The organism is Clostridium formicaceticum (assembly GCF_001854185.1).
Classification (GTDB): Bacteria; Bacillota; Clostridia; order Peptostreptococcales; family Natronincolaceae; genus Andreesenella; species Andreesenella formicacetica.
Genome location: NZ_CP017603.1, coordinates 3,195,343 through 3,219,384, shown reverse-complemented (window position 1 = coordinate 3,219,384; position 24,042 = coordinate 3,195,343). Strand labels below are relative to the sequence as shown.

The following is a 24,042-nucleotide window of genomic DNA, read 5'->3' as shown; positions in this document are numbered from 1 at the left end:
TCTCAAAGATTAAATTTATCCATAGTGTACCTCCTTTAGTTTATTGATATAGACCTAATATTTTCAGTCTATCATTGTAGACCTGTCTTGCCAATGTATAACTTAATGGCTGGACTATTTAGGCTCTAGGATAATGGATACATGACATCCCTCATACTGAACACACCATAAAAGACTTATCCTGTGATTCGTTTAACCTGATAAAATACTCTTTTCAAAATCATACCCACTGTATAGAATATTAAATACAAAACCAAACAGTAGATATTGTGCAGAGCGAAACGAATTAATGAATTTATCAGGTTAATCTAATCATCCGATGCCTTATAATTATAGATGGGCTTAATGATGTTGTTGATTTTAATCGTATCCTGAACATTAGCAATAATCTCCTCCATAGGTTTATAGGCAAATGGCGCCTCATCTAAAGTTTCCATGGAAAGGGAAGTCGTATATATACCATGCATTGAATTTTTAAATTCTTCTAGTGACAGCATTCGTCTTGCCTGCTTTCTGCTCATTAATCTTCCAGCTCCATGAGGTGCTGACTGGTTCCACTCTGCGTTACCTTTTCCTGTGGCAATTATGCTTCCGTCCCGCATATTAATAGGAATAATAACCTTTTCTCCATTTTTTGCAGATATAGCTCCTTTTCGCAGTACCATTTCCTGAAGATCAATATAATTGTGTATTGTAGTAAAGCTTTCGGCAACATTAAATCCCATTTTTCGTATAATCACCTCTGCTATTGCCTTTCTGTTATACTTAGCATATTTTTGAGCAATACCCATATCATGGATATACTCATTAAAGCTTTTGCCTTCAACATAAGATAATGCTCTGTTTATTTTGACTTTTTTCTTTTCAATTTCTCCTTGTATTTCTTTAGCTCTACCTTTCGATTTTAATTCTGCAATAATCATATCATTACTCTTTCTTACAATTTCCTTTATTGCTCTCTCCTGATAGTACTCAGCGATTTGTTTTCCCAAATACCTGCTTCCCGAATGTACAACCAGGTATATATTTTTGTCTTCATCTTTATTCATTTCGTGAGGTAGGCTATCAGTGCCTTATTGGATTACTCCAACAGGTTCCCGATACCCCCCTCCCGAACCGTACTTACATGTCTCCATGTATACGGCTCTCCATTTATTTTCTACCTATCCATGTGGGTGTGCGATTTTATTATGACATTCCTCACAAAGTATTAATGTCTTGCGTTGTCTGCTAATCATCAATTTTTCCCAAACTTCTTTACCTTTAAGGTTTTTCAGTCTGTTAACATGATGCACCTCGAAAGGAACATTTTCCTTTCCACACCATTCACACATACTGGCATTCATTCTTCTTTCAAGTTCGGTTGTTCCCATATACTTTCTAACATTCGCTATTGGGTCTGGGTTAAATTGTTTTACTGATTTATCCCTTTTGAAACCATCTTTATAGAAATAACAAATTTTCTGTCCTTTTTTGGTTTCATACTTGATGCCCCAGTTTTTATCTATCCTATATTTTTCAATCATTTTATGGACACTGCTTTTATGTTTTCCAGCCAGCGTCTTCAAACAACTGTACTCCATCACATATCTGAATTGCCACATTTTATGGGTGACATTCTCAGCTAAGCGATAGTAATTATACAGGCCCCTAATTTCAGCATTGTAGATAGTCACAATCTCTAAATCACTCAAATTAATGAGCATAGGTCTACAGTCAATTTTCCATTTTAGTGCATTAATATCTCTAACCATATTCCTGTCTACTATTGCCTTGGTTATTACTTCCTTGGGCATCATTAATCTGACGTTTCTTCGAGCGCTTCGAATTTCAATACCCTTTTTATTCTTGTAGACGTTCTCATTGTTTCCTATGGTTATGTTGTATCCCAAGAATTTCGCCATATCACTGCTGTTAGTTATCAGAGTCTTTTCATCTGAAAGTTCAAGGTTTAGTTCATTTTTCAAGAAGCATTTGATGGATTCCTTGATAGTCTTACAATCCTCTTTGCTTCCATTAACCCCGATAAGGAAGTCATCGGCATATCTCAAATATTTAAGACTTTTATACCCATTGGGATTTACTATATAAGGAATTGATAGCATTTCCTTTTTAATTTCCTTATACTTAGCTATAAGTTCTTCCTTTTGTGTACTATTTTCTTCCATATTTTCGATTTGCTTTTTGACTTTTCCAAGCTGATATTCCAAATTTCTATATTTAGGATTTCTCTGTTGAGCCTTTGGTTTTCCACTATCAAATTCTTCTTTGAGTTTTTTAGTAACAAACCAGTCTAAGCTATTGAGGTAAATATTAGCTAATATTGGACTAATTATGCCACCTTGTGGAGTTCCGCTGTAAGTATTGTTGAATCTAAATTCCTCAACATATCCTGCTTTTAAGAATTTCCACATCAATCTGATGAACTTTTCGTCCTCAATCCGCTTTCTAAGTATTCCAATTAATGTATGATGATTTATATTATCGAAGAAGCCTTTTATGTCTCCTTCTATAAACCAGTTTACTCCAGTGAATGTCTTGGATATATCCATGAGAGCTGTATGACAGCTCTTTTGTGGTCTAAATCCATGTGAACAATCAAGGAATTTTGGCTCATAAATGCTTTCCAGAATCATCCTACACGCTTCTTGTACTAATCTGTCCCCAAAGCTTGGTATTCCCAGAGGTCTTTTCTTACCATTCTTCTTTGGAATATAAGTTCTTCTTGCAGGTTTTGGTTGGTAGCTTTCATTTTTCAGTAATTCGATTATCTTATTGATTTTATCTATACTGAATCCGTCTGCTGTTTCTTTGTCAACTCCATGAGTTGCACTCCCGTCATTGCTGTAGATATTGCTGTACGCTTTTCTGTAGATGCTTTCGTTGTAGAGTATGCGATACAGCCTGTCGAACTTAAATTTTGGTTTTAATGCCTGCTTCGATAGGTTGATTAAAACTATTTCTGAATTTTGCATAGAGCATTTCGCTCCTTTCTTCCTAGTTTAATCAAAATAAACTGCAACCCTTCGCCATGTAATAGGCTTTCCCTATCTCCGACTACTACGATTGCTCCGTTACCATGCAGGATATTCAGAGACTAATCTCATAGCCATTTCTGGCGTTCCTGTTTAGGTAATCTCCAGTTAGTACGGTAGATATGGGTAGTTTGTTGTCGGATAGAATTTTAGTGTTTTACTTATATCTATAAGTGCTTCACCCCTCTAATTGAAAGCCATTATTTTAGCTTTATTGATACTAAAATAACACCCCTATAAACTTCATCGATATTTATAGGTCAAGGATGATACTGGGTTTCAGATGGTTTCCCAGTAGTGAACCATGGCACTGCTCACACTCATTCTTTAAACAGGACAGTTTTTATCCTTATACAAACCTTTATGTCTCGATACTCAGTCGCAGTTTTCCATCTAACTGACTTATACCTTTCCAACCATGCTACACTCCCCGTTTCCTTTCGGTCTCGGATAAGGTTGGTGACATCATTCCAGCTTTCTTGGAATGTCGTTTACCCAATTACGCAATACCTACCGCCCATCTTGGACGCAAAATAAAATGGTTTCCGCCTCCAAGTGTTCCAATGCTGAGACGTGCTCTGTTTAAATCAATATGCTCCTTGCATTTTAAATTATTAAGCTCTATATGAGCATTATATTCATGAGGCGTCTTTCGTACATTAAATCCACTTGGAACAAAGGCCCGAATAACCTTATCAAGTTTAGCAAAATCAACCTTTGTTTCTTTTAACCTGCTGACAAACATTCCACAGCCGATGTCCACACCAACTAGATTAGGAACTATTTTGTCCTTTATTGTCATAGTTGTGCCAATAGTACATCCTGCACCCGCATGCGTATCTGGCATGATTCTAATCATACTTCCTTTTACAAACTCCTGATTACACAACTCCAATATTTGCTCTGCTGCTTTTTCCTCAACCTTATCAATAAATATTTTCGCTGTGTTATATTTACCTTTAATTTCTATCATTCATTCACCACTTTTCAACGTATTTATAAAATACTATTATTCAACCATAATACTAAATCTATAATTAGCTAACCCTTGAGTAGTTGCTTTCTCACCAAACCAGTATACGAGCATATTATAAGTATACATCCCTGTTTCACTCGGTAGGTCTATTTCTGCCACCCCCTATATCTCCCCCTTGCTGCACAAAATCCTTCATGTTTGCAACGTCCCTAAATCGGAGCCGAACTACCCTCCCCCTAGCGGAACTTCATTCTCAGTAAAGTGATATAGCAAATTGACACACTTTTTTTTGCCATGAATACTATTTATTAAGAATAACTGTAACAAGCAGAGGAGTGAAAAATAATGAATCAGAGACCTCAGGTTAACATCGTTGTCATACCGGGAGATACCCTTTTTTTTCTTGCAGGAATCTTCAATGTATCCATCGAGCAAATTCTGATAGCTAATCCCGGAATCATCAATCCTAATGTCCTTTTTCCCGGTCAAATTGTCACTATCCCCTCGGCAGCACCGGTACCACCAAATCCTGGTTTTGCCCGGGCACAATACCTTGTAAGGTTGGGAGATACCCTCTTTTCTATTGCCCAGCGCTTTGGTCTGACGGTAGAATTGTTATGGGCACAAAATCTCCAAATTTTTGATCCCTTTCTTATCTTTGTCAACCAGGTTATCAATCTAGTGGTAACGCCACCCTTGCCGCCACCGCCACCACTAAACACGATTCAAATCTATGTTTCGTTAGCAGAAACCCTGATCAGTATCGCTAGACGTACCGGTGTTACCCTGCAAGCTATCATCGCTGCTAACCCTCAGATTGTTGATCCGAACATTATCTTCGTCGGTCAAATAATCAACGTACCACTAAGATAAAAACAGTATTAAGTCAGATTAAACCTAAAAATCAGCTCAGAATAATTGTTACAACTTTCTTAATCTTATTTTACAAAAAACATCTTTAAAGCTTCAGCCATTGCTTCCCGTAACCAATGCTCCTTAAGTTTATATTCAAGTAGCAATCTAAGCAGCACATATAAAGACACTTTATCATCCCGCTCTACACTGTTATCCTTTGCTGAATATTTTTCTCCTAAAATTATATTTTTTATTGTATTTTTTAAAACAAGGAATTTCTAAAATCCCTAGAAATCTATTTTGCAAGAACAGTTAAAAATTTTGGATTATTGCTACTGACGCATAAGCAAAAAGAGTGAAAATTTGTTTTTATTTTTGAATTTTGTGGTATAATATATAAAAAGGTAATCGGTACCGCATGGTGCGATTGCCATATTGCGATTTGCATTATAATAATCACACTGTGGGTAGCAGGGTGATTATTTTTTTGTCCTGAAATTCAGAACTGCTAGTACTAACATAGAAAACAAGATCATTAAAGATAATGCTTCATATGTAGTCATAGCACCACCCCCTTCCATTTGGAAATAGAGGCAGCAACCACACCTGCTTTTATCCGATTACCTTATCCATATAATACCATATAAATAAATAAATCTACAATACAAAACGTCAGCATACCTCCACACTTATTGGAATTCATTAGGGTTTTGTATCTCAGCTTTAGGATGATGCTAATTGATTGGATATGCTTTTTTTAGGGTGAATTGCACCAGTATCACACTTGAACTGTTTTAGATAAGGGAATTATCTTGACTTTCCTTATCTCCATAATGATAAAAATACATAAGTACAATGCTTATGAAAAGTAAAGCCGATCCAGAAAAAAGCATTAATCTTAAAATTGATGTGTATTTAAGAAGTATCCCAAATAATCCATAGGATATAGGCAGAGATATATTGCCAACCACCGAGGATATACTAAAAACACGCCCAGCCATATCACTGGAAGTATTTAATTGAAGAATTGACTGCCAATACACAGAAGCATTTGCAATAGCTGCACCAATGAGAAGTAATAAGAGCATATAAGGCAGAACAAAGGTACTTGTTATAGACTTGGTTATTGCAATAGCTAAATAAAAAATACCCATAGCAGCAATAAAAACAAACAAATTTTTGTCCTTGAAGTGGCTTTTGCCACGTAATTGAATAGAAAGAGCACCCAACAGCATCCCAAATCCTATCATCATTTCCAAATTACCTAAAGTTTGGATACTATCTCCTGACAACGCCTTTGCCAAAAAGGGCAAAGATACGATAAGAGCTCCTACAAAAATATGAGCTATTCCTATGACTCCTATAGTAACTACAAGCTTCCTCCTACTTAGTAAATACCTAATTCCCGTTTCTATCTCATGTCGTAGGGTATAGTCGGCAGAAGGTGAATCAACCTGTGGAGGAATAGTTATAAAGCCTTCAAAAAAAGCTGATATAAGATAGGAAAGCCCATTAATAAGAAATACTAAGGTAAAACCAAAGAAGCTTACAAAGGCAGCTCCAAGTACAGGGCCGATAATCATACTGGAGGCATCTATTATTTCACTCAGAGCATTGGCTCGAGGTAATTGTTCTTGCTCAACAATCTGAGGAATTACTGCCTTGACAGTAGGATCAAAAAAAGCAGAGGCTAGAGATATAAGGATAGCTGCGGCAAAAATATGCCATAGTTCTAGAATATCAATGACTGAAAGAAAAGCAATCACAATCACACAAATTCCTCTAAGCATGTCACTGGCAATGATAAGGATTTTACGATTCCATCTATCTATAAATACTCCCGCAAAAACACCAAAAGCCAATCCTGGTAATACAGATACAGCCATAAAGAGACCCATAATTACGGGAGAATTCGTTTGCTGTAAAATCCACCATGCAAGAGCAATTCCATAGAATTTATCTCCGATTTGAGATACCATCTGTCCTGTCCACAGTAAAAAGAAATTTTTATTTAAGAATAGTTTATGAAGCATTTTATTTTCACCCCTCCTATTTTTTAAGTATATTGCTAGCATAAACTATAAAGCTATAGTCAGGTCAAGAAGATTCATAATAAAATTGGGCTACAATTCAGGGGAGGGAGCTCTTAGTAATACACCGAAGGATAAAAAGTGCAAAGTTTTTTATAGAGGAATTTAAGCGTCCTATAAAATGTATAATATTATACATTTTATAGGATGTTCATTTTTAACGATTATTTTGTTGCTGAAACACTTTTTTAGAATGTTCTCGTATAAGTTGAATTTCATCAAGAGGAATACCAAGGAATTCTAAAAATGTCTGGTGTTCTTCTGGATAAAGTCTTTCAAATTCCCTGTGCAGCTTATCCATTTCTTCCTCCTTAAGGCCAATGATTTTTAGAATATCAACAAAGCTATCTTTAGAAATAACCGCTGCTTCTAAAGGTACATCGTTGTTTTTTAACATCTTTATAATAAAATGTTGTTGAAACTTCAACTTATTTATTTCATTATTCAAACTTTTCAAACGTTTTTCTAAAATGTCAGATGCATTATTTTTAGGTGAATCTAGAAGCGTTTTAATATCTACTAAGGGTATCCCTGTTTCACGATAAAGAAAAATTTGCTCTAACCTTGTTATGTCCTCTTTCGAATACAGTCGATAATTTCCCTCTGTTCGCTTACCGGACTTTACTAGTCCAATCGATTCATAATATAAAAGTGCACTTCTTGAAATCCCAAATTTTTTACAAACTTGTCCAACGGTATACATTGTCATTACTCCAAACCACTAATATCCAAATCCAGTGCCTCGCCTAATATTTTATAGATATCTGACATCATTTGAGATAGCTTATATTCCGCATGCATAAATTCTGCAATAAGTGGATTTTGCATTAAAACGCTATGAAGGTTTTGTAATTCCTTTAGGGTATTTTCATCCACCTGTTGATTCATCATTTGCTGTCCTTGAACCTGTAACTGGCGCTTTCTAAAATCATCTACCATTGTCTTACATTGAGGATTTGTCTTCACCTTTTTCTCTAAATCTTTATATGCTTGATACTCCCGACTTTCCTTTAATCCCCTCGCCAATTGGTGAGCATAATCATAAACATTCATAGTTTTAGTCCTCCTCTAATTTCTTTATTATTTTAACACTATCATAAGGGCAGGTACGAGAATGGGCACCAATGAAGATAATACAACTCCGGTTAAAAAAGAGATCATAGCAGTATTACCATCAGTAGATTTTGCTATAATAGGTAATGTTGTGTCCATCGCTGTAGCTCCTGCTGGCGCAATAGCTTCAAGTTTACCAATATACCTTGCAATAAAAGGTATGCTGATAATGGCAATAACTTCTCTAGAAACATTTGTAATAAAGGCTAATGCGCCTAGTTCAGCACTATGTTTCGATAATTCTATAGCAGATAGAGAGTACCATCCAAAACCTGCACCGATTGCTGCAGCTTCATTCATAGGTATTCTTAAGAGAATACCACCTAAGATAGTACCAGTGATACTACCAACAGCGATCATAAAGGGCACCCATAACACCTTAAAGCCTATTTTTTTGATTTTGTTAAAAAGATCTCCTTGTTTACCGATATCCATACCTACGAAAAAAAGTAATAAACATAGACCTATATCAATCATTGTCCCCATATAGACTTCTATACCTTGAGGAAAAATCCAGATTCCCAATAAAATTCCTAGTACAACAGATAGCATGATTTTAAATGTCATCTTCTATACCTTCTTCCTGTCCTAATACTTTTTTTGCTATGATTTTTACTGCTAAGATACTCCCTACTATGGAGAAAATTGCCAAAATCATAGATTGATATCCGATCACTCCAAAGTACTGTATGACATTTTCATCAATTCCTATGCTGATCCCCATAATCAATAATAAAAAAAGCAAAGCACAGTTTTGAATGACGCCTATTTTTTCGGACAGAAAACTACCAAAGACATTTTTATAGCCAATCACTGCCCCTAATATTAATATTGCTAAATAAAGTAAAATATTCATCTCCCATCCCCCTCTATAATGATATACTACATCTTCACAGATTTTCCTTCATTTTTTAAACAAATAGATACCAAAATAAAAATCCGCCATCTCTTCATAAGATGACGGATTTTTATTTATACTTCCATAATCACTGGTAAAATCATTGGTCTGCGCTTTGTTTTCTCATATAAGAAATCCTTCAATGCATCCCTTATAGAGCTTTTAAGAACTGCCCATTCTTTTACATTTTGTTGTTCACATTGCTCTAAAGCAGCCTTCACAATTTGTCTCGCTTCATCCATTAGAACTTCTGATTCTCTTACATAGACAAACCCTCTTGATATAATATCAGGACCTGCAACAATTTTTCCGTTTTCCTTAGAAATTGTAACTACTACCACCATTAATCCATCTTCAGCAAGATGTTTACGATCCCTTAAAACGATATTTCCTACATCACCAACCCCTAAACCATCTACTAGCACTGGTCCTGCCGGTACGTTTCCAGCTAGTTTAGCATAATCCTTTGTGATCTCAACAATATTACCATTTTGTAAAGTAAATATATTCTCTCTATCCATACCTAAATTTGCTGCCAGTTTAGCATGTTGTTTCAGATGTCTAAATTCTCCGTGCACAGGTATAAAATATTTTGGATTAGCAAGTCGATGCATTAACTTCAATTCTTCTTGACAAGCATGCCCCGAAACGTGAACATCTGCTAGGCTTTCATAAATAACATCTGCACCCTTTTCAAATAGCTGATTAATCACTCTGCTCACTAATTTTTCATTTCCCGGTATAGGGGTAGCAGAGATAATCACTGTATCTCCTGCTCGAATATCTAGCTTTCTATGCTCAGAGGTTGCCATTCTTGACAATCCTGCCATTGTCTCTCCTTGACTTCCAGTGGTAATAATAACAATTTCATGATCATCATACTGGTCTATATGATTCACATCAATAATTAAACCTTCAGGAATCATCAAAGTGCCTAATTCTTGAGCTACAGAAACAACGTTTACCATACTTCTACCAGATATAACAATTTTTCTATTATATTTATAAGCAGCATTTACAATTTGCTGTACCCTATGAACATTGGAAGCAAAGGTAGCTACAATAATTCTATTTTTTGTACTACCAAAAATATTCTCAAAGGTAACACCTACATTTTTTTCTGACATGGTAGTTCCTGGCCGTTCTACATTTGTACTGTCTGCCATCATTAGCAAAATACCTTTTTTCCCTAGTTCAGCAATTCTTTGAAGATCTATCATTTGTCCATCAATAGGCGTATAATCAATTTTAAAGTCTCCAGTGTGTAGGATCACCCCTAAAGAAGTATGAATTGCTAATGCACAGGCGTCAGGTATACTATGGCTGCTACGGATAAATTCCACTTCAAAATTTCCAAGCTGCGTAGTCGAACCAGCCTCTACCCTTTGTAGGTGTACATCTGTTATTTTATGTTCCTTTAACTTTGTTTCTACTAAACCCAAAGTTAGTTGTGTTCCGTATACAGGTACATTGATCCTCTTTAATACATAAGGTAATGCTCCAATATGATCTTCATGACCATGGGTTAAAAATATTCCCTTCACTTTGTCTTTGTTTTTCATGATATATGTTATATCAGGAATTACAATATCTATTCCCAACATTTCATCTTCAGGAAAACTTAAGCCGCAATCCACAATAATCATTTCATCCTTATATTCGATTACTGTCATATTTTTGCCAATTTCCTTTAAACCGCCTAAAGGAATTATTCTAATCTTTGTAGGTTTTCTTCCCAACATTCATCACTCCTTTGTTATCTCTTTGTATATTCACTATTTTTTTATTATTGAGCTTTACCCGTACCTATATCCTGTAACATAATGGTGATCTATGCAAAAATACCTTAATGTATTTTGATCCTGATTAATAATAGATATATGTATTTTAACCTAAAAGTTAAACTTTTAAAAGTTTGTTATATGTAAAATATTACACATAGATAAAGTCTTGCAGAATATGCAAGACTACCTACACTTAGAACAAATGCCGAAAAATTTAACCTTATGATCCGTGATATGAAAATCATGATTTTTTTCTATCTCTTCTTCTAATTGCTCCAATAGATCAATTTCTACTTCTGTCACGCCACCGCAGTTTTGACAGATAAGGTGATGATGCTGATGATCATCCTCATGAGTGTTAAATTCGTATCTGCTACACCCATCATCTAAATTAATTTTAGATATGATCTGCATTTCATCTAATAGTTGCAATGTTCTATAGACAGTAGCTAAACCAATTTCGGGACATTTCTCTTTCACTAGCCCATAAATTTCTTCAGTATTCAGATGTTTACCTTGATTGTCTAGAATAACGTCTAGTGTAGCTCTCCTCTGAGGCGTCAACTTATGTCCTTTTTCCTTTAGTCTGTCTTTTAACATATCTATTAGGTTTTCCATTATGCCACCTTCATTTCTCAAATAATAACATTTATCAAGAATAGTATAGTATATAATTCTCCTTTTGTCAACGATTTCTAAGTGAATTTCTATTTTTATCAATTAAAAAAAACTTCTATTTCCTCCTTTAAGGCTATGGAATGTGTCGTCACATTACAATTATATGCATAAAATTCTACCCCAGCTTTTTTGCCCAATAAAGCCGCCTCATAAAAGGCTTCATCCATTTCTTTATTTGGCGTAAACTTATCCGCATCATCCCGTTGAACAATGAAAAAAACTGCTGATCGAAATCCCTGTTTTTTTCCTTCTATTAGCTCTAAAATATGTTTTCGACCTCGATCAGTAGGGGCGTCAGGAAAAGAGGCTAACTTGTTTTCCTTCACTAAGGTCACACACTTGGCTTCAACTAATACAGATTCTTTTTGATCTGAAATATAAAAGTCAAGCTTACTCTTGCCGAAATTGACTTCCCTTCTTATATCACTATATTGTTTGAAATAGGGTATAGATTTATGCATAAAAGCTTGTTGGAGTAACTGATTTGGAAGCCGTGAATCAATAGAAATCAATGTAGCATCTTTATGCACCATAAGCAAATCATACTGAGTTTTCCTGTGGGCTTCGTTTACTTTCCTCAATATTACTTTGGCTCCTGAAGTAAGCAGCTCCTTCATCCTACCAGTATTAGCTACATGCGCAATTTCTAACTTATCGTCAATAAAAACCTCTGCAATAAATCGATTTCTACGTTTATGAAATATACCTTCTATTTTATTTCCCTCAATATTTATTTTCATAATTTTCACCTTCTTTAGTTATACTAAAGCTATGTAGTACTGTTAGTAGTTTTACAAATATTCATATTTTAGGGGGTAGTTATCTTTGAGATCAAATTATAATCTTTTCTTAAACTTAGTCCACGGCATGTTTTTGGGTTTTGTTTTTGGTATAACAATATCTATTTTAACCCTTGAATTTTCACCAGAAATTAGGGAGTTTATTCATCCAGCTTACATATATCCAATCTTGTCAGTATTAGGTGCCATCATCGGATATGTTAAAGGATTAAACAATTATAGTAGATTATTGTACCCTTTATTTTCCACTACAGGAACTGTATTAACACCTATTATAGCTATTGTCTTAATATACTTTTTATTAGGATTCGATCGTTTGCTAGCTTTGCCCCCAATTGTTTTTAAATCTGGCATAGGATTGAGGGGGATGGACCCTGTATTAAGTAGTTATATTTTCACCTTTTTAGCTACCTCAGGCTTTATTGGTGCAGTTATCTCTAGCTTTTCTATTAATAAAAAGAATAGATGGAGCTTTTGAAGAGTCCATCTATTCTTTCTTTTTTCTATTTTTACTCAATGCCTTCTTCATCTAAAATTGCTTCATAAGCTGCAACAACATTTTCATATTCTTCATCATCCTCGATGGCTACTAAAGTATACTCATCATCAGCTTCATGAATTATTTTAAAGATATATGCATCTTCTTCTTCACCAGCATCAATAGGCAGTAGAATTGCATATTCCTTTCCTTCTACATCAAGTGTCATAATAATTTCAAAATCCTGTTCTTGTCCCTCTTCATCTACTAATGTTACAATATTTTCATTTTCTGACATTTTAAAAAACCTCCTTTATTATTAATAGCACATAAATGTATTATATACTAAACCTTGGAAAAAAAAACATCTTTTTTTCATTACTTGCTTATACTATCAAGATAGCTTTGCAAAATATATGTAGCCGCCACCTTATCGATCACTGTTTTTCTCTTCTTCCTACTCATGTCTGCTTGAATCAAGGATCTTTCAGCAGCCACCGTTGTAAGCCTTTCATCCCAAAAAACACATTCTATATGAATCCGCTTTTTCAACCGTTCTGTAAAGTCTATAACTTTTTCACTCTGGGGTCCTAATGTACCATTCATGTTTTTAGGCAGACCTATGACAACCTTCTTTACCTGATGTTGACTAATGATTTCTTCAATTCTCTGCAAGTCTTTCTTGATATTGGTTCGTTCAATGGTTTCTAAGCCCTGAGCTGTCCACCCCATGAGATCACTTAGTGCTACACCTATTCTTTTATCGCCTACATCTAATGCCATAATTCTAACCATATATAAACTCCTCCTAGATTACTTTTATACAAAAATGAGGACAGCTTTTTGAACAATATCCACACAAAACACATTTTTCATGATCTACAACTAATCCTTCATCTGTCATCATTAAAGCACGATGACTGCAGGTTTCAGCACACTTTCCACATGCTTCGCACCAAAAATCTATCATTAATCTTCTTTTTTTATTTTTTATCTTGGTGAGCAATGCTTCATCAATGTCCTTGCCTTCAAAAACTGCCACATTGTCATCAATTTCTTCTATTGTCTGCATCCCCACTGCAATAGCGTCTAAACAGGATAAGTCCAATACAAAATCAAGGCAGTCTTTATAGTTTTTCAAAAGATTTCCTCCACCTAATGGTTTCATGCCGTAGATCCCTTTCCCCATTTTCTTAGCCTTTTCTAGGAGATGTACCATTTCTTCTATGCTGCCATCTTGAATGCCTAGCCCAGCCATATTCACAATGGGATGAAGCACTTCTATTTCTTTGATCTCCAAAGAAGCTGCAACAGCCGCAATCGTATGGGTTGAAATACCAAGCGCCTTGATATATCCTTTTTCCTTCATTTTCATAAAGTAGGTAAATGCCTCCCAGTGACCTTTGAGGGTGTATTGACTTTCTTGTTCGTGTAGTAAAAATATGTCAATATAATCTATATTCATTTCTTTTAAGGCTTTATGTAGACTTGCTTCAGCTGTTTCTCTAGAATATGCATAGGATTTTGTTGCAATAATGATTTTTTCTCGATCCCATTGGTTTAATGCATTTTGAATATGGGGATAGGTTTCATAGAGTTCTGCCGTATCAATAAAATTAATCCCTTTTTCAAATCCATGCAAAAGCAGCCTTCCTCCTTCTTCGGGAGATTTATTGGCTTGCAAAGGGCCCATGGTTAAACTACCAAAGCAAAGCTTTGATACCAATAAAGAAGTATTTCCAAGTAAGTTATTTTCCAATTTTTTCCTCCTGTTTCAACAAATCCATCGCCGAATATAACATCGTAGTAGTTAAAAATATAATAGCAGTAGCTGCTGAAACTACACCAGAGTCGTTTACAGCAAAAGCTATTATACCTGCAACGATGATACCACTCCATCCAATAGCCATATAAGAATAAGTAATAGTAATTTTTTTGATGATACCCACAGGCCTGTAAAACAATATACCTAAAATCACGATAGCGCTTAATAAAACTTTACTCCACACAGTTACCCCCATGACCCTTATATTCATAGAAATTTTTCTAACAACAATTTGATAAATTACAACTGGTCCGCTAGAAAAAATTTGTTCGACCGCTGAAGCTAGATGACTTTGATTTTCAATAAAGAACAAATCAACCATTGCCATAGCAGCAACTACTATAATAACAGCAACCAAGATATAAAGCAACTTTTTAAAACTTATTTTTTTATTTAATAGCCTAACAGAAGTGAATAAAAAGGCAAAAACAGCAGTGATTGTCCCACCGACGTTAGCTCCAAATGTTGGAAATGCTATAATCATCGTTGTTATTAAATAAAACAGCAAAATAAAATATTTGTTGATAGAATATCTTTCTATCAAAGTAGTCGTGAAAATTAAAATAGCACCAATAAATATGCCCATGTATTCATTTCCAACTCCATAATATCGTGCTCCAATAATAGGATCATAGCCTAAGACAGAGTTTTTAATTAAACTTTGTCCTGTGATGATATCTATCATCAATCCTGCAACTATCAGTGAGGAAGCACAAAGGATAATATCTAAAGGTTGCTTTTTTCCTAAAAGATACACTATACAAACAAAAAAGATGGTGCTTACAACAAACAAAAAATAATTACTAACAATACTTAATACACCAAATAGTGGCAGAACCAGCAGGGTAAAAGGTGCTATAATATTACTTAAGAGCCCTAGAGCTATAGGGAGATGCCATTTGTAAGATATTTTTTTTCTAAAAATAATCGCCAGTAATGCAATAGCAGAAGCGATAATTTCATAAATAGCAAAGCTATAGAGAATTCTATATCTTTGTTGAGAAGTATTCACTACCCTACTATTTAGCTTCAAAATATAATTTATCGTATCTGTAGCTTTTACGGTTGACATTTCTCTGCCTACCATATTAGAAGATGAGATATGGAAATAAGACAAAACCGTAGGAGCAAAATCTACATTCCCAACAATACCTTCCCGACGGGTGGTTCCAGACCATAGAAGTCCTTTATTTATGCCATCATGGATAATAATTGGTGTTAGTCTTTCACCACGCTGTATCGCAGCATCAGATGGAAAAGGCGTTACCAGCATAAATACAGTAGGATTTCCATCTGCATGAATTAAAATTTTCTCAATAAAAGCGTCTATCTCCGCTAAAATATTTTTTTTATGTTCTTGATACATGATGGCATTTAAATAATTTTTATACCGTTCTAATCTATTGATATCTCCGGTTTCTATAACAATAAAATCTCCTTTAGCATATAGTTCCTTAAAATCTTCTAATAGCTGATCATAATTGGTCTTCATGCCAAAGGGACGATGCATGTCCTCCTCCACCATAGACCCATCAACATTTCCATAATCAATATAACCGTTACTGTCCATAGGAATAAAACCCGCCGGCCTAGATACATTATTTTCTACATCACTATTACCTAACAATGCCGTTTTATAGCCATGCTGTCTTAACAAATCACCTAAAATACCAGGAACAGCGCCATACTCTCCCCTTATATTCTGCTGTATCAATACATTGATATTTGTGTTGATAATCCCCTCATCTTTGGCAATCTTCCCTATTCTTCTCTCATATACAGCAGTATTTTCATCCCCCAGAGAATAAAATGTTGAGGTGTTTTCACCAGCTTCTGCTCTCGTTCCCCAGCCCAGGGTTGCATAAGATTTAAATTCATTTTGACTACCAGAAGCCCTTGTATTCATCAATCCTATGCTTCCTTCCTGGATCAATTTTCTCATCTGAGGCATGCTGTACAAATCTTGAAAATCCACACGATTTAGGATAAGCGCAACTACTTTTGGTGTTTCCTCAGCATTTAGTCCATAAACTGTAGCGTAATAGATATGTACCGTTATAAGTGGTATCAATAACATAAAAACCTGCATTTTATTGATTTTCAACCTTATTCGCTCCTATTTTTTTCTAAGTATGTTTTCAGCAGTTCCTCTAGCAGTTCATCTCGTTCAATTTTTCTAATAATGCTACGAGCATTGCTATGATTAGTAATATATGTTGGATCTCCTGATAAAATATAACCTATAAATTGGTTAATAGGGTTATACCCTTTTTCTTCTAAAGCTTCATACACTTCTATAATGATGTTCTGTACTTGCTTTTCCTTCTCTTTATCTAAATTAAACTTCATTGTTAAATTTAACTTTTCTCCCATTTATATTCCCCTCTCTTTCTTAATTTAATTCTATTTTATCATACTCTACCCTGTCCTCCAATGAGATTTAGAAAATGTTACAAAAAGATCATTATATTCTATACTAATGATTTATGCTAAATATATAGAGCATGGTTTTCCATGCTCTATATATTTTATCCATTTAATTGTTTTTTTAATAGTTCTTCCGCTGCTTCTAATGCCTCTTTTATTTTTTCTGGGTTTTTGCCACCTGCTTGAGCCATGTCAGGTCTTCCACCACCGCCACCACCGGTGACTTTTGCCGCTTCCTTCACAAGGTTTCCTGCATGCACGCCTTTCCCTAAAAGGTCCTTTGTGGCAGTAGCTATAAAGATTACTTTGTCTTCCGTTTCAGAAGCTAGTAAAACAACCCCTGATTGCATTTTTTCCTTTAATGTATCCCCCAGCTTTCTTAAATCTTCTACACCTTCTACATCTACTTTAGTAATAATCACTTTTATATCTTGGATTATTTGTATCTTTTCCAACAACTCATCTACAGCTCCCATAGCTAACTGCGCCTTTAGTCTGCTGATTTCACGATCTTTTTCTTTCACTTCTGCAACCAAACCCTCTAGACGACTAGCTACATTATTTGGTGAGGTTTTTAGCAACTCTGCAGATTTCTGTAAGGTGTTTTGCTGACTTTTTACAAATGTATAGGCCTCTCTACCAGTAACTGCTTCTATCCTTCTTACACCGGAGGCAATTCCACCTTCACTGAGAATTAAAAACATACCGATTTCACTACTATTTTTGATGTGGGTACCTCCACATAATTCAATACTATAGTCCCCTACTTTTACAACTCTTACAATTTCACCATACTTTTCTCCAAACAAAGCCTCTGCACCCATTTTTTTTGCTTCATTAGGTGTAGTTTCTAAAACCCCTACCTCTAGTCCAACCATAATCTGCTGATTGATTTTTTCTTCTATAGATTTTATTTCCTCCGTGGTTAATCCTTCAAAATGCGTAAAGTCGAATCTCAATCTTTCCGGTGTTACAAGAGAACCCGCCTGCTGAACATGCTCCCCCACCACTTCCTTTAATGCCTTATGTAATAAGTGGGTTGCAGTATGATTTCTAGCAGTGTTTTTTCGTGTTTTTTCCTCTACTTCTGTAACAACAGTATCACCTACCCTCAGCGTACCTTCCTTTACGATGACAACCTGATGAATTCTTTGATTAATTCCTTTTTTTGTATCAGTGACAGTTCCTTGAAACACCTCATTGTAAATAGAACCTACATCACCTACTTGTCCTCCACCTTCACCATAAAAAGTAGTTTCATCTAGGATAACAATGACTTCTTCTCCCTTTTCAGCCTTCTCTACAACAGTATTTTCTTTGACGATGGCCAGCACTTTTCCTTTGTTTTTCATTTCTTCGTAGCCTTTAAAGTTTGTGGTGATCTCCATATTAAGACTAGAAAATGCATCTTCCTTCCAACCTTCTGTGTCTCCAGCACCTCTAGCTTGTCTAGCTCTTTCTCTCTGCTTTGTCATCTCTTCTTCAAAACCTTGAATATCTACCCCTAACCCTTTTTCTTCTAAGATTTCTTTGGTTAAGTCTAGTGGAAATCCATAGGTATCATAAAGCTTAAAGGCTAACTCTCCTGTTAATATACTTTCTTTTGCTGTTTGCAGTTCTTTGATGTATTGATTTAAAATATCTAATCCTTGATGAATTGTTTCCTGAAAACGTTCTTCCTCTACTTGAATCACTCTTTTAATATAATCTTCTTTTTCTCGAAGCTCTGTATACATTTCACCATACATTTTTATTACAGCATCCACCAATTGATACAAGAAACTTTTTTCTACACCTAATATTTTTCCATGACGAGCTGCTCTTCTTAATAATCTTCTTAATACATAACCTCTCCCTTCATTGCTTGGCAAAATACCATCACTAACCATGAAGGTAACCGAGCGGATATGGTCTGTAATAATACGAATGGATATGTTTGTTCTTTCATCTTCATTGTACTTTGATGCTGTGATCTGACAAACTTGGTCTAGTATATATTTCATGGTATCTACTTCAAAAATAGAATCCACATTCTGCATAATACAAGCTACTCTCTCTAAGCCCATGCCTGTATCAATATTAGGATTAGGTAAGAGATTATAGTTACCTGCTTCATCCCTATCAAACTGCGTAAATACATGGTTCCAAAACTCAACATAGCGATCGCAATCACAACCTGGTTTGCAGTCTGCCTTACCACAACCATATTTTTCTCCACGATCAAAATAGATTTCTGAGCATGGACCACAGGGGCCTACGCCGATCTCCCAAAAATTATCTTCTTTTCCTAGTCTAACAATTTTATCTTCTGAAATTCCTACTTTTTTATGCCATATCTTATAAGCTTCCTCGTCATCCAAGTAGATAGAAGCCCACAGTTTATCTACTGGCATTTTTAGATACTCAGTAACAAATTCCCATCCCCATAAAATAGACTCCTCTTTAAAATAATCCCCAAAAGAAAAGTTTCCTAGCATTTCAAAAAATGTAGCATGCCTTGCTGTATAACCTACATTTTCTATATCTCCTGTGCGAATACATTTTTGGCAGGTTGCCATTCTTTTGTTAGGAGGCACTTCTGTTCCCGCAAAATATGGTTTTAAAGGTGCCATCCCTGCATTAATCAATAATAAACTTTTATCATTTTGGGGTACTAATGGATAACTAGGTCTTACTAAATGATCCTTTGATTTAAAAAAGTCTAAAAACAACTGTCTAATTTCGTTTAAACCCTTTTTTTCCACATAAATTCCTCCTTAAATCTGTACAATAAAAAACCCCCATCCTTACTTTTGATATCATAGTAGGGACGAGAGTATTCTCGCGGTACCACCCTAATTACCGTATAAACGGTCACTCATAGGAAAAGCCTTAAGATAACGGATTTACCGATAATCTCTAATTTAACCGTAGTTATTTCAAGATTATTGCTCCGAGACTGCTTCACATACTGTATCTAGAGGTTTTCCAGCCAAGAACCTCCTCTCTATAAGCATCAAGTATTGTTACTCCTTCTCATCATTGCAGTTGATAATTTTTAATTTACTTGCATTATATAGAATAACCCGTTTTTTGTCAATATATCCCTAAAATTTAACAATATAATTCATTAAATGTCTCCCCAAAACCTTCATAATGGCTGCAGTGGGAACAGCGATTAATAATCCTAATATGCCTAAAAATCTCCCTCCCACAATGAGTGCTAAAATTACAAAAATAGGATGAATTCCTACACTTTTTCCTACAATTTTAGGAGCAATGATAGCACTTTCAATTTGTTGGATGATAGTAAAAGTAACAATTACCCAAAGCGCTTTTACCGGTCCATCCATTAAAGCAAAAAGAACCCCCGGCACAATCCCTATAACAGGCCCAAAATAAGGAATGACATTGGCTGTTCCTGCTATCAATCCTACTAATACTGCAAACTCTACTCTTAGAATTAATAAAGCAACTGTCGTTAATATACCAACAAAAGCAGCTACCGTCAGCTGTCCTCTTATAAAACCTCCCAGAACCTCATCAATATCCCTAGCTATATTGAGAACTTCATGCCTGCAACACTTAGGAATAAATAAAACAATACTTTTTTTAAAGCCATCAGCATCTTTTAAAAAGTAGAAAGTTAAAATTGGTATTAAAACTAAACCAATCACTTTAGAAAACATATTTAGCAGTGTGTTGGTAACAGAAGTAAATATATCGAATACAAGGCCCTGAATTCTATCAATATTCAGCCTTAATAAATTTTTTACACCTTCTAGTTCCTCTGGCAAACTTTCTACATTACGATTATATTTTACATATAATTCGTATAAATAATCATAAGTGTTATTACTATACTTTGGCATAAATTCTATAAAACTTCTTACTTCTTCTGAAATTCTTGGTATTAGCGTGACAGAAAGTAAAAACAAAGCGAAAAAGATTGTTAAATACACCAATAGAACACCCCAAAGTCGTTCTATTCCTTTTGTCTGTAGATAATGTACTATGGGATTTAATATATAAGCAAATACAAGGGCAAAAATGAAAGGAGCAAGAATTTCAAACAGTAATCCTCTTATTCTAAACATAAAAATTACTACTAATAAAACAATGAAGACCAATACAAATTGATAAATCTGCTTTTTTCCTACATTTACCTTATTTTTTGCTGCCACATGTTGATTCCCAATATGAATAAGATAGTAAGTAATAAAGCCTAATAAGATTAAAATTGTTAACTGTGTCAGAAACAGAAAAAAGTCAGTGAAACCAGCCCCTTCTGTCATCATCTTAACATTTCTAGAAATAATCTCAATCGCACTATTTTCCATATGAAATCCCCCATAGCTTTCTTATATGTATTTATATTATATTCGCACTTTCTTGCCTCTTAAAACACCATTTTCAATCTTTTAAGATAAACTGTATGATAAAAGCAGCTAAATAGCTGCTTTTACATTAAAACATATTCATTGCACTCATCATGTGAGCCGCTGTGCTAATCATTTTCTTACTACGTTTCATCATTCGTTTTTGCTCCCTTGGACTCATATGAGATATGGCATACATACCCACTGTCGCTCCTATAATTCCTCCAGTTACTAAGCTAATCATTGTATCTCTTCTCATACAATCCCTCCTTTTTATTTAGGAAGAGGTTTCCCACTAATATTGCTTTATTATTTTTTGTCATTATTATTATTCTATACCAAGCAATTTTTTCAATCCTCCACCTTCCAGAAAGAGGGTATTTAGTTCATGATCCCCAAGAAATATACGATCCTGTTGAAACTCAATATATGAAACTAGTGGCAGTATTGAGTATCCCTCTACAAAGTCATCAATTATACCTTTACTAATCACCAAAGCAATTACATTTCCCCTTTTTTTCTCTATAATAGTATCTTTTATAATCCCAAATAACTCTCCATGGTAATTATAAATGTGAAATCCTATTACTTTTATAGGGTTTATCAAAGCTTCCTGTATTTCTGGTACCTGATGGGAAAACATAATATCATTTTCTGAAGAAATCACAAGACCTTCTCTCTGGATCTCTTTAATTTTCTTAAAAGGCACAACTTTTGTACTCCTATTAGAGATTTTGGGGGATTTTATGATAAAAGCCAGTAACGTTGACCCATTATTTGTATAAATTAAATCCTTCACCCTATAATCCATCATCTTTTCATTTTCTCTCTTTATAGGTAATCCAATAAATTCACTTCCTTTAATCATGATAATCCCTCATTTTCACAAAGGTTATTATAGTTTTTTTATTATTTTTACTTTAATTGTTTTAAAAAATTCGCCCAATACTTGTATACTCAGTCATAGTTTTCAAACAAAAAAAACATAAAATCCTATAGGCTTCTTTCACAGTCCTATAAGATTTTATGCTTTTTTGCCTTATATTATCTTCATATGAATGTATGTCTTTAAATTTAAATAACCGGAGTCTACGATTGCGCCCTTAGTGTATTAAAGATCATACACGTATAGCTATAGTTTTTTTATAATCGTGCCCCCACCTACAACAATATCCTCGTCATAAAGTACAACCGCTTGGCCAGGAGTAATCGCTCTTTGTGGCTCATCAAAAACCAATCGCATCTCTTCTCCATAAGGATATAGCGTAGCAAAGGCTGCCTTACTATTATACCGAACCTTTGCTTTTACTCTCCGAGGAGTATCTAAGTTGTCAAAAGGAATAAAGTTCACTTCATTCGCAATAAGTTCTTTACCAAAAACAGCTTCCTGATCCCCTAGTACAACTTGGTTTGTCTCTGGTATGATTTCAGTAACATAAGCAGGCTTTCCTAATGCAATTCCTAAACCTTTCCTTTGACCTATTGTATAGTAGATGATCCCTTTATGCTTACCTAAAACATTTCCTCGTTGGTCTACAAAATCTCCTGCAAGAATTTTCTTAGAACTATTTTCCTCTACAAAATTACCATAGTCATTATCTGGCACAAAGCATATCTCTTGACTATCTGGTTTTGTCGCCACCGGTAAATCTAGTTCTTCTGCTATTTTTCTTATTTCATCTTTATTATAGTAACCCAATGGCATTAATGTATGTTTTAATTGATGCTGCGTCATATTATATAATGCATAGGTTTGATCTTTTTCATCGGTAATAGATTCTTTAAGCAGATATCTGTCTATACTTTCATCGTATTCTATCTTAGCATAGTGGCCAGTAGCTACATAGTAACAATCTAATTGAAGTGCTCTTCTTAAAAATTCTTCAAACTTAATATGTTTATTGCAGGCAATACAAGGGTTTGGTGTTCTTCCCTTTGTATACTCGTCTATAAAATAGTCAATAACTTTTTCTTTAAAAACCTCTTTAAAATTCATTACATAGAAAGGTATGCTTAGTTTAGTAGCCACTCGCCTAGCATCCTCTACCGCTGACAAAGAACAGCAGCCAACATCTGATTTATTGACTTCTTCATCATCCTGCCATATCTGCATTGTAACACCTATTACTTCATAGCCCTGTTTTTTTAATAGATAGGCAGCTACCGAACTATCCACGCCACCACTCATTCCTAACAAGACGCGATTATTTTTTTTCAATCTTCTCACCTCACCTACATTTTGACAAGAATAAACCCGAGAATTTTCTCGGGTTTTTTATTTTAGCAATGTTCTCCTTCTTCATCCTCATCATGATGATGATCATGCTCTTCATTAGGGTCAAAACCTTCTAATTCTTTAAAATATAAATCATGCTTGTTGGCATAATCATAAATTGCAGATTTTACTGCCTGTTCTGCTAAAACAGAACAATGCATTTTTACAGGTGGTAATCCATCCAGTGCCTCTGCTACAGCATTATTTGTTAAGTGAAGCGCTTCTTCAATCGTTTTTCCTTTTATCATTTCTGTAGCCATGCTGGAAGTTGCTATTGCAGAACCACAGCCAAAGGTTTTAAACTTTACATCTACAATAACACCTTCTTCTATTTTTAAATACATTTTCATAATATCTCCACATTTAGGGTTACCCACCTGACCTACTGCATCTGCATTTTCTATTTCCCCTACATTTCTAGGATTCATAAAATGTTCCATTACTTTATCA

At 34.8% G+C, this 24,042-nt stretch carries 26 protein-coding genes and 1 other annotated feature; of the genes, 2 read left to right on the top strand and 24 right to left on the bottom strand.

Annotated elements, in window-relative coordinates:
* Positions 1-308: 308 nt before the first annotated feature.
* The 4 genes from BJL90_RS14815 to BJL90_RS23085 all read right to left on the bottom strand — a co-directional run bounded on the left by BJL90_RS14815 (position 309) and on the right by BJL90_RS23085 (position 4,170).
* Positions 309-1,049: an RtcB family protein gene (locus BJL90_RS14815; RefSeq protein ID WP_070969636.1), complete on the bottom strand. Its 741-nt coding sequence runs from the start codon at positions 1,047-1,049 to the stop codon at positions 309-311.
* 114 nt (positions 1,050-1,163) lie between these two features.
* Positions 1,164-2,975: a reverse transcriptase/maturase family protein gene (locus BJL90_RS14810; RefSeq protein WP_070969633.1), complete on the bottom strand. Its 1,812-nt coding sequence runs from the start codon at positions 2,973-2,975 to the stop codon at positions 1,164-1,166.
* A 559-nt stretch (positions 2,976-3,534) separates the two neighbouring features.
* A complete protein-coding gene (locus tag BJL90_RS14805) occupies positions 3,535-4,008 on the bottom strand; it encodes an RtcB family protein (RefSeq protein WP_081562022.1) in 474 nt (157 codons plus the stop codon).
* 36 nt (positions 4,009-4,044) lie between these two features.
* Positions 4,045-4,170 carry a hypothetical protein gene (locus BJL90_RS23085; RefSeq protein ID WP_257786388.1) on the bottom strand — a complete coding sequence of 42 codons (126 nt, stop codon included), beginning with the start codon at positions 4,168-4,170 and terminating at the stop codon, positions 4,045-4,047.
* Positions 4,171-4,356: 186 nt separating this feature from the next.
* Here BJL90_RS23085 and BJL90_RS14800 point away from each other — a divergent pair, with 186 nt between their 5' ends.
* Positions 4,357-4,884, top strand: coding sequence for a LysM peptidoglycan-binding domain-containing protein (locus tag BJL90_RS14800; protein ID WP_070969630.1), 528 nt, complete (start codon positions 4,357-4,359; stop codon positions 4,882-4,884).
* 461 nt (positions 4,885-5,345) lie between these two features.
* Here the strand turns inward: BJL90_RS14800 and BJL90_RS23290 are convergent, their stop codons facing one another.
* From BJL90_RS23290 to sfsA, 9 genes are all read right to left on the bottom strand, one after another.
* Positions 5,346-5,429 (bottom strand): putative holin-like toxin, encoded by an 84-nt coding sequence (locus BJL90_RS23290; RefSeq protein WP_418219432.1) that lies wholly within the window; start codon positions 5,427-5,429, stop codon positions 5,346-5,348.
* 231 nt (positions 5,430-5,660) lie between these two features.
* A complete protein-coding gene (locus tag BJL90_RS14795) occupies positions 5,661-6,899 on the bottom strand; it encodes an MFS transporter (RefSeq protein WP_070969627.1) in 1,239 nt (412 codons plus the stop codon).
* Positions 6,900-7,113: 214 nt separating this feature from the next.
* On the bottom strand, positions 7,114-7,659 hold the full coding sequence (locus BJL90_RS14790; protein WP_070969625.1) for a MerR family transcriptional regulator: 546 nt from the start codon (positions 7,657-7,659) through the stop codon (positions 7,114-7,116).
* Positions 7,660-7,664: 5 nt separating this feature from the next.
* Complete coding sequence (locus tag BJL90_RS14785; protein ID WP_070969622.1) at positions 7,665-8,009, bottom strand: YlbF/YmcA family competence regulator; 345 nt, start codon at positions 8,007-8,009, stop codon at positions 7,665-7,667.
* 27 nt (positions 8,010-8,036) lie between these two features.
* Positions 8,037-8,636, bottom strand: coding sequence for a LysO family transporter (locus BJL90_RS14780; protein ID WP_070969620.1), 600 nt, complete (start codon positions 8,634-8,636; stop codon positions 8,037-8,039).
* A complete protein-coding gene (locus tag BJL90_RS14775; protein ID WP_070969617.1) occupies positions 8,626-8,925 on the bottom strand; it encodes a LysO family transporter in 300 nt (99 codons plus the stop codon). The genes BJL90_RS14780 and BJL90_RS14775 overlap by 11 nt, the downstream gene beginning before the upstream one ends.
* A 116-nt stretch (positions 8,926-9,041) precedes the next feature.
* Positions 9,042-10,709 carry a ribonuclease J gene (locus tag BJL90_RS14770; RefSeq protein WP_472234733.1) on the bottom strand — a complete coding sequence of 556 codons (1,668 nt, stop codon included), beginning with the start codon at positions 10,707-10,709 and terminating at the stop codon, positions 9,042-9,044.
* Between the two features lie 225 nt (positions 10,710-10,934).
* On the bottom strand, positions 10,935-11,369 hold the full coding sequence (locus BJL90_RS14765) for a Fur family transcriptional regulator (protein WP_070973273.1): 435 nt from the start codon (positions 11,367-11,369) through the stop codon (positions 10,935-10,937).
* Between the two features lie 98 nt (positions 11,370-11,467).
* A complete protein-coding gene (gene sfsA, locus BJL90_RS14760; RefSeq protein WP_070969614.1) occupies positions 11,468-12,169 on the bottom strand; it encodes a DNA/RNA nuclease SfsA in 702 nt (233 codons plus the stop codon).
* Positions 12,170-12,254: 85 nt separating this feature from the next.
* Between sfsA and BJL90_RS14755 the strand changes: the two genes are divergently transcribed.
* Positions 12,255-12,707 carry a hypothetical protein gene (locus BJL90_RS14755; RefSeq protein ID WP_070969612.1) on the top strand — a complete coding sequence of 151 codons (453 nt, stop codon included), beginning with the start codon at positions 12,255-12,257 and terminating at the stop codon, positions 12,705-12,707.
* A gap of 31 nt (positions 12,708-12,738) precedes the next feature.
* Here BJL90_RS14755 and BJL90_RS14750 read toward each other — a convergent pair whose 3' ends face one another.
* The 11 genes from BJL90_RS14750 to nifU all read right to left on the bottom strand — a co-directional run bounded on the left by BJL90_RS14750 (position 12,739) and on the right by nifU (position 24,032).
* A complete protein-coding gene (locus tag BJL90_RS14750; protein WP_070969609.1) occupies positions 12,739-13,005 on the bottom strand; it encodes a DUF1292 domain-containing protein in 267 nt (88 codons plus the stop codon).
* Between the two features lie 80 nt (positions 13,006-13,085).
* Entirely contained in the window at positions 13,086-13,502 is a 417-nt protein-coding gene (gene ruvX, locus BJL90_RS14745; RefSeq protein ID WP_070969606.1) for a Holliday junction resolvase RuvX, read from the bottom strand.
* Between the two features lie 13 nt (positions 13,503-13,515).
* Positions 13,516-14,466 (bottom strand): aldo/keto reductase, encoded by a 951-nt coding sequence (locus BJL90_RS14740; protein ID WP_070969603.1) that lies wholly within the window; start codon positions 14,464-14,466, stop codon positions 13,516-13,518.
* On the bottom strand, positions 14,456-16,636 hold the full coding sequence (locus tag BJL90_RS14735) for an alkaline phosphatase family protein (RefSeq protein ID WP_070969600.1): 2,181 nt from the start codon (positions 16,634-16,636) through the stop codon (positions 14,456-14,458). The genes BJL90_RS14740 and BJL90_RS14735 overlap by 11 nt, the downstream gene beginning before the upstream one ends.
* 2 nt (positions 16,637-16,638) lie before the next feature.
* The gene (locus tag BJL90_RS14730; protein ID WP_070969596.1) at positions 16,639-16,905 is read right to left on the bottom strand and encodes an IreB family regulatory phosphoprotein; all 267 of its coding nucleotides are present in this window, start codon (positions 16,903-16,905) and stop codon (positions 16,639-16,641) included.
* 155 nt (positions 16,906-17,060) lie between these two features.
* On the bottom strand, positions 17,061-19,703 hold the full coding sequence (gene alaS / locus BJL90_RS14725; RefSeq protein WP_070969593.1) for an alanine--tRNA ligase: 2,643 nt from the start codon (positions 19,701-19,703) through the stop codon (positions 17,061-17,063).
* 58 nt (positions 19,704-19,761) lie between these two features.
* Positions 19,762-19,990: a binding site (T-box leader), on the bottom strand.
* A 55-nt stretch (positions 19,991-20,045) separates the two neighbouring features.
* Positions 20,046-21,278, bottom strand: a complete 1,233-nt coding sequence (locus BJL90_RS14720; RefSeq protein ID WP_070969590.1) for an AI-2E family transporter — start codon at positions 21,276-21,278, stop codon at positions 20,046-20,048.
* 127 nt (positions 21,279-21,405) lie between these two features.
* Positions 21,406-21,576 (bottom strand): hypothetical protein, encoded by a 171-nt coding sequence (locus BJL90_RS22080; protein ID WP_156778818.1) that lies wholly within the window; start codon positions 21,574-21,576, stop codon positions 21,406-21,408.
* A 69-nt stretch (positions 21,577-21,645) separates the two neighbouring features.
* Positions 21,646-22,185 carry a PRC-barrel domain-containing protein gene (locus BJL90_RS14715; RefSeq protein WP_070969587.1) on the bottom strand — a complete coding sequence of 180 codons (540 nt, stop codon included), beginning with the start codon at positions 22,183-22,185 and terminating at the stop codon, positions 21,646-21,648.
* Positions 22,186-22,449: 264 nt separating this feature from the next.
* A complete protein-coding gene (gene mnmA, locus BJL90_RS14710) occupies positions 22,450-23,535 on the bottom strand; it encodes a tRNA 2-thiouridine(34) synthase MnmA (protein WP_070969584.1) in 1,086 nt (361 codons plus the stop codon).
* Positions 23,536-23,597: 62 nt separating this feature from the next.
* Positions 23,598-24,032 (bottom strand): Fe-S cluster assembly scaffold protein NifU, encoded by a 435-nt coding sequence (nifU, locus tag BJL90_RS14705; protein WP_070973271.1) that lies wholly within the window; start codon positions 24,030-24,032, stop codon positions 23,598-23,600.
* Between the last annotated feature and the right edge of the window lie 10 nt (positions 24,033-24,042).

Excerpts from the sequence above, each read along its gene's own strand:
- BJL90_RS14815 (WP_070969636.1), bottom strand. The coding sequence starts at position 1,049 with ATGAATAAAGATGAAGACAAAAATATATACCTGGTTGTACATTCGGGA.
- BJL90_RS14810 (WP_070969633.1), bottom strand. The coding sequence starts at position 2,975 with ATGCAAAATTCAGAAATAGTTTTAATCAACCTATCGAAGCAGGCATTA.
- BJL90_RS14805 (WP_081562022.1), bottom strand. The coding sequence starts at position 4,008 with ATGATAGAAATTAAAGGTAAATATAACACAGCGAAAATATTTATTGAT.
- BJL90_RS14800 (WP_070969630.1), top strand. The coding sequence starts at position 4,357 with ATGAATCAGAGACCTCAGGTTAACATCGTTGTCATACCGGGAGATACC.
- BJL90_RS23290 (WP_418219432.1), bottom strand. The coding sequence starts at position 5,429 with ATGACTACATATGAAGCATTATCTTTAATGATCTTGTTTTCTATGTTA.
- BJL90_RS14795 (WP_070969627.1), bottom strand. The coding sequence starts at position 6,899 with ATGCTTCATAAACTATTCTTAAATAAAAATTTCTTTTTACTGTGGACA.
- BJL90_RS14790 (WP_070969625.1), bottom strand. The coding sequence starts at position 7,659 with ATGTATACCGTTGGACAAGTTTGTAAAAAATTTGGGATTTCAAGAAGT.
- BJL90_RS14785 (WP_070969622.1), bottom strand. The coding sequence starts at position 8,009 with ATGAATGTTTATGATTATGCTCACCAATTGGCGAGGGGATTAAAGGAA.
- BJL90_RS14780 (WP_070969620.1), bottom strand. The coding sequence starts at position 8,636 with ATGACATTTAAAATCATGCTATCTGTTGTACTAGGAATTTTATTGGGA.
- BJL90_RS14775 (WP_070969617.1), bottom strand. The coding sequence starts at position 8,925 with ATGAATATTTTACTTTATTTAGCAATATTAATATTAGGGGCAGTGATT.
- BJL90_RS14770 (WP_472234733.1), bottom strand. The coding sequence starts at position 10,709 with ATGTTGGGAAGAAAACCTACAAAGATTAGAATAATTCCTTTAGGCGGT.
- BJL90_RS14765 (WP_070973273.1), bottom strand. The coding sequence starts at position 11,369 with ATGGAAAACCTAATAGATATGTTAAAAGACAGACTAAAGGAAAAAGGA.
- sfsA (WP_070969614.1), bottom strand. The coding sequence starts at position 12,169 with ATGAAAATAAATATTGAGGGAAATAAAATAGAAGGTATATTTCATAAA.
- BJL90_RS14750 (WP_070969609.1), bottom strand. The coding sequence starts at position 13,005 with ATGTCAGAAAATGAAAATATTGTAACATTAGTAGATGAAGAGGGACAA.
- ruvX (WP_070969606.1), bottom strand. The coding sequence starts at position 13,502 with ATGGTTAGAATTATGGCATTAGATGTAGGCGATAAAAGAATAGGTGTA.
- BJL90_RS14730 (WP_070969596.1), bottom strand. The coding sequence starts at position 16,905 with ATGGGAGAAAAGTTAAATTTAACAATGAAGTTTAATTTAGATAAAGAG.
- BJL90_RS14720 (WP_070969590.1), bottom strand. The coding sequence starts at position 21,278 with ATGGAAAATAGTGCGATTGAGATTATTTCTAGAAATGTTAAGATGATG.
- BJL90_RS22080 (WP_156778818.1), bottom strand. The coding sequence starts at position 21,576 with ATGAGAAGAGATACAATGATTAGCTTAGTAACTGGAGGAATTATAGGA.
- BJL90_RS14715 (WP_070969587.1), bottom strand. The coding sequence starts at position 22,185 with ATGATTAAAGGAAGTGAATTTATTGGATTACCTATAAAGAGAGAAAAT.
- nifU (WP_070973271.1), bottom strand. The coding sequence starts at position 24,032 with ATGGAACATTTTATGAATCCTAGAAATGTAGGGGAAATAGAAAATGCA.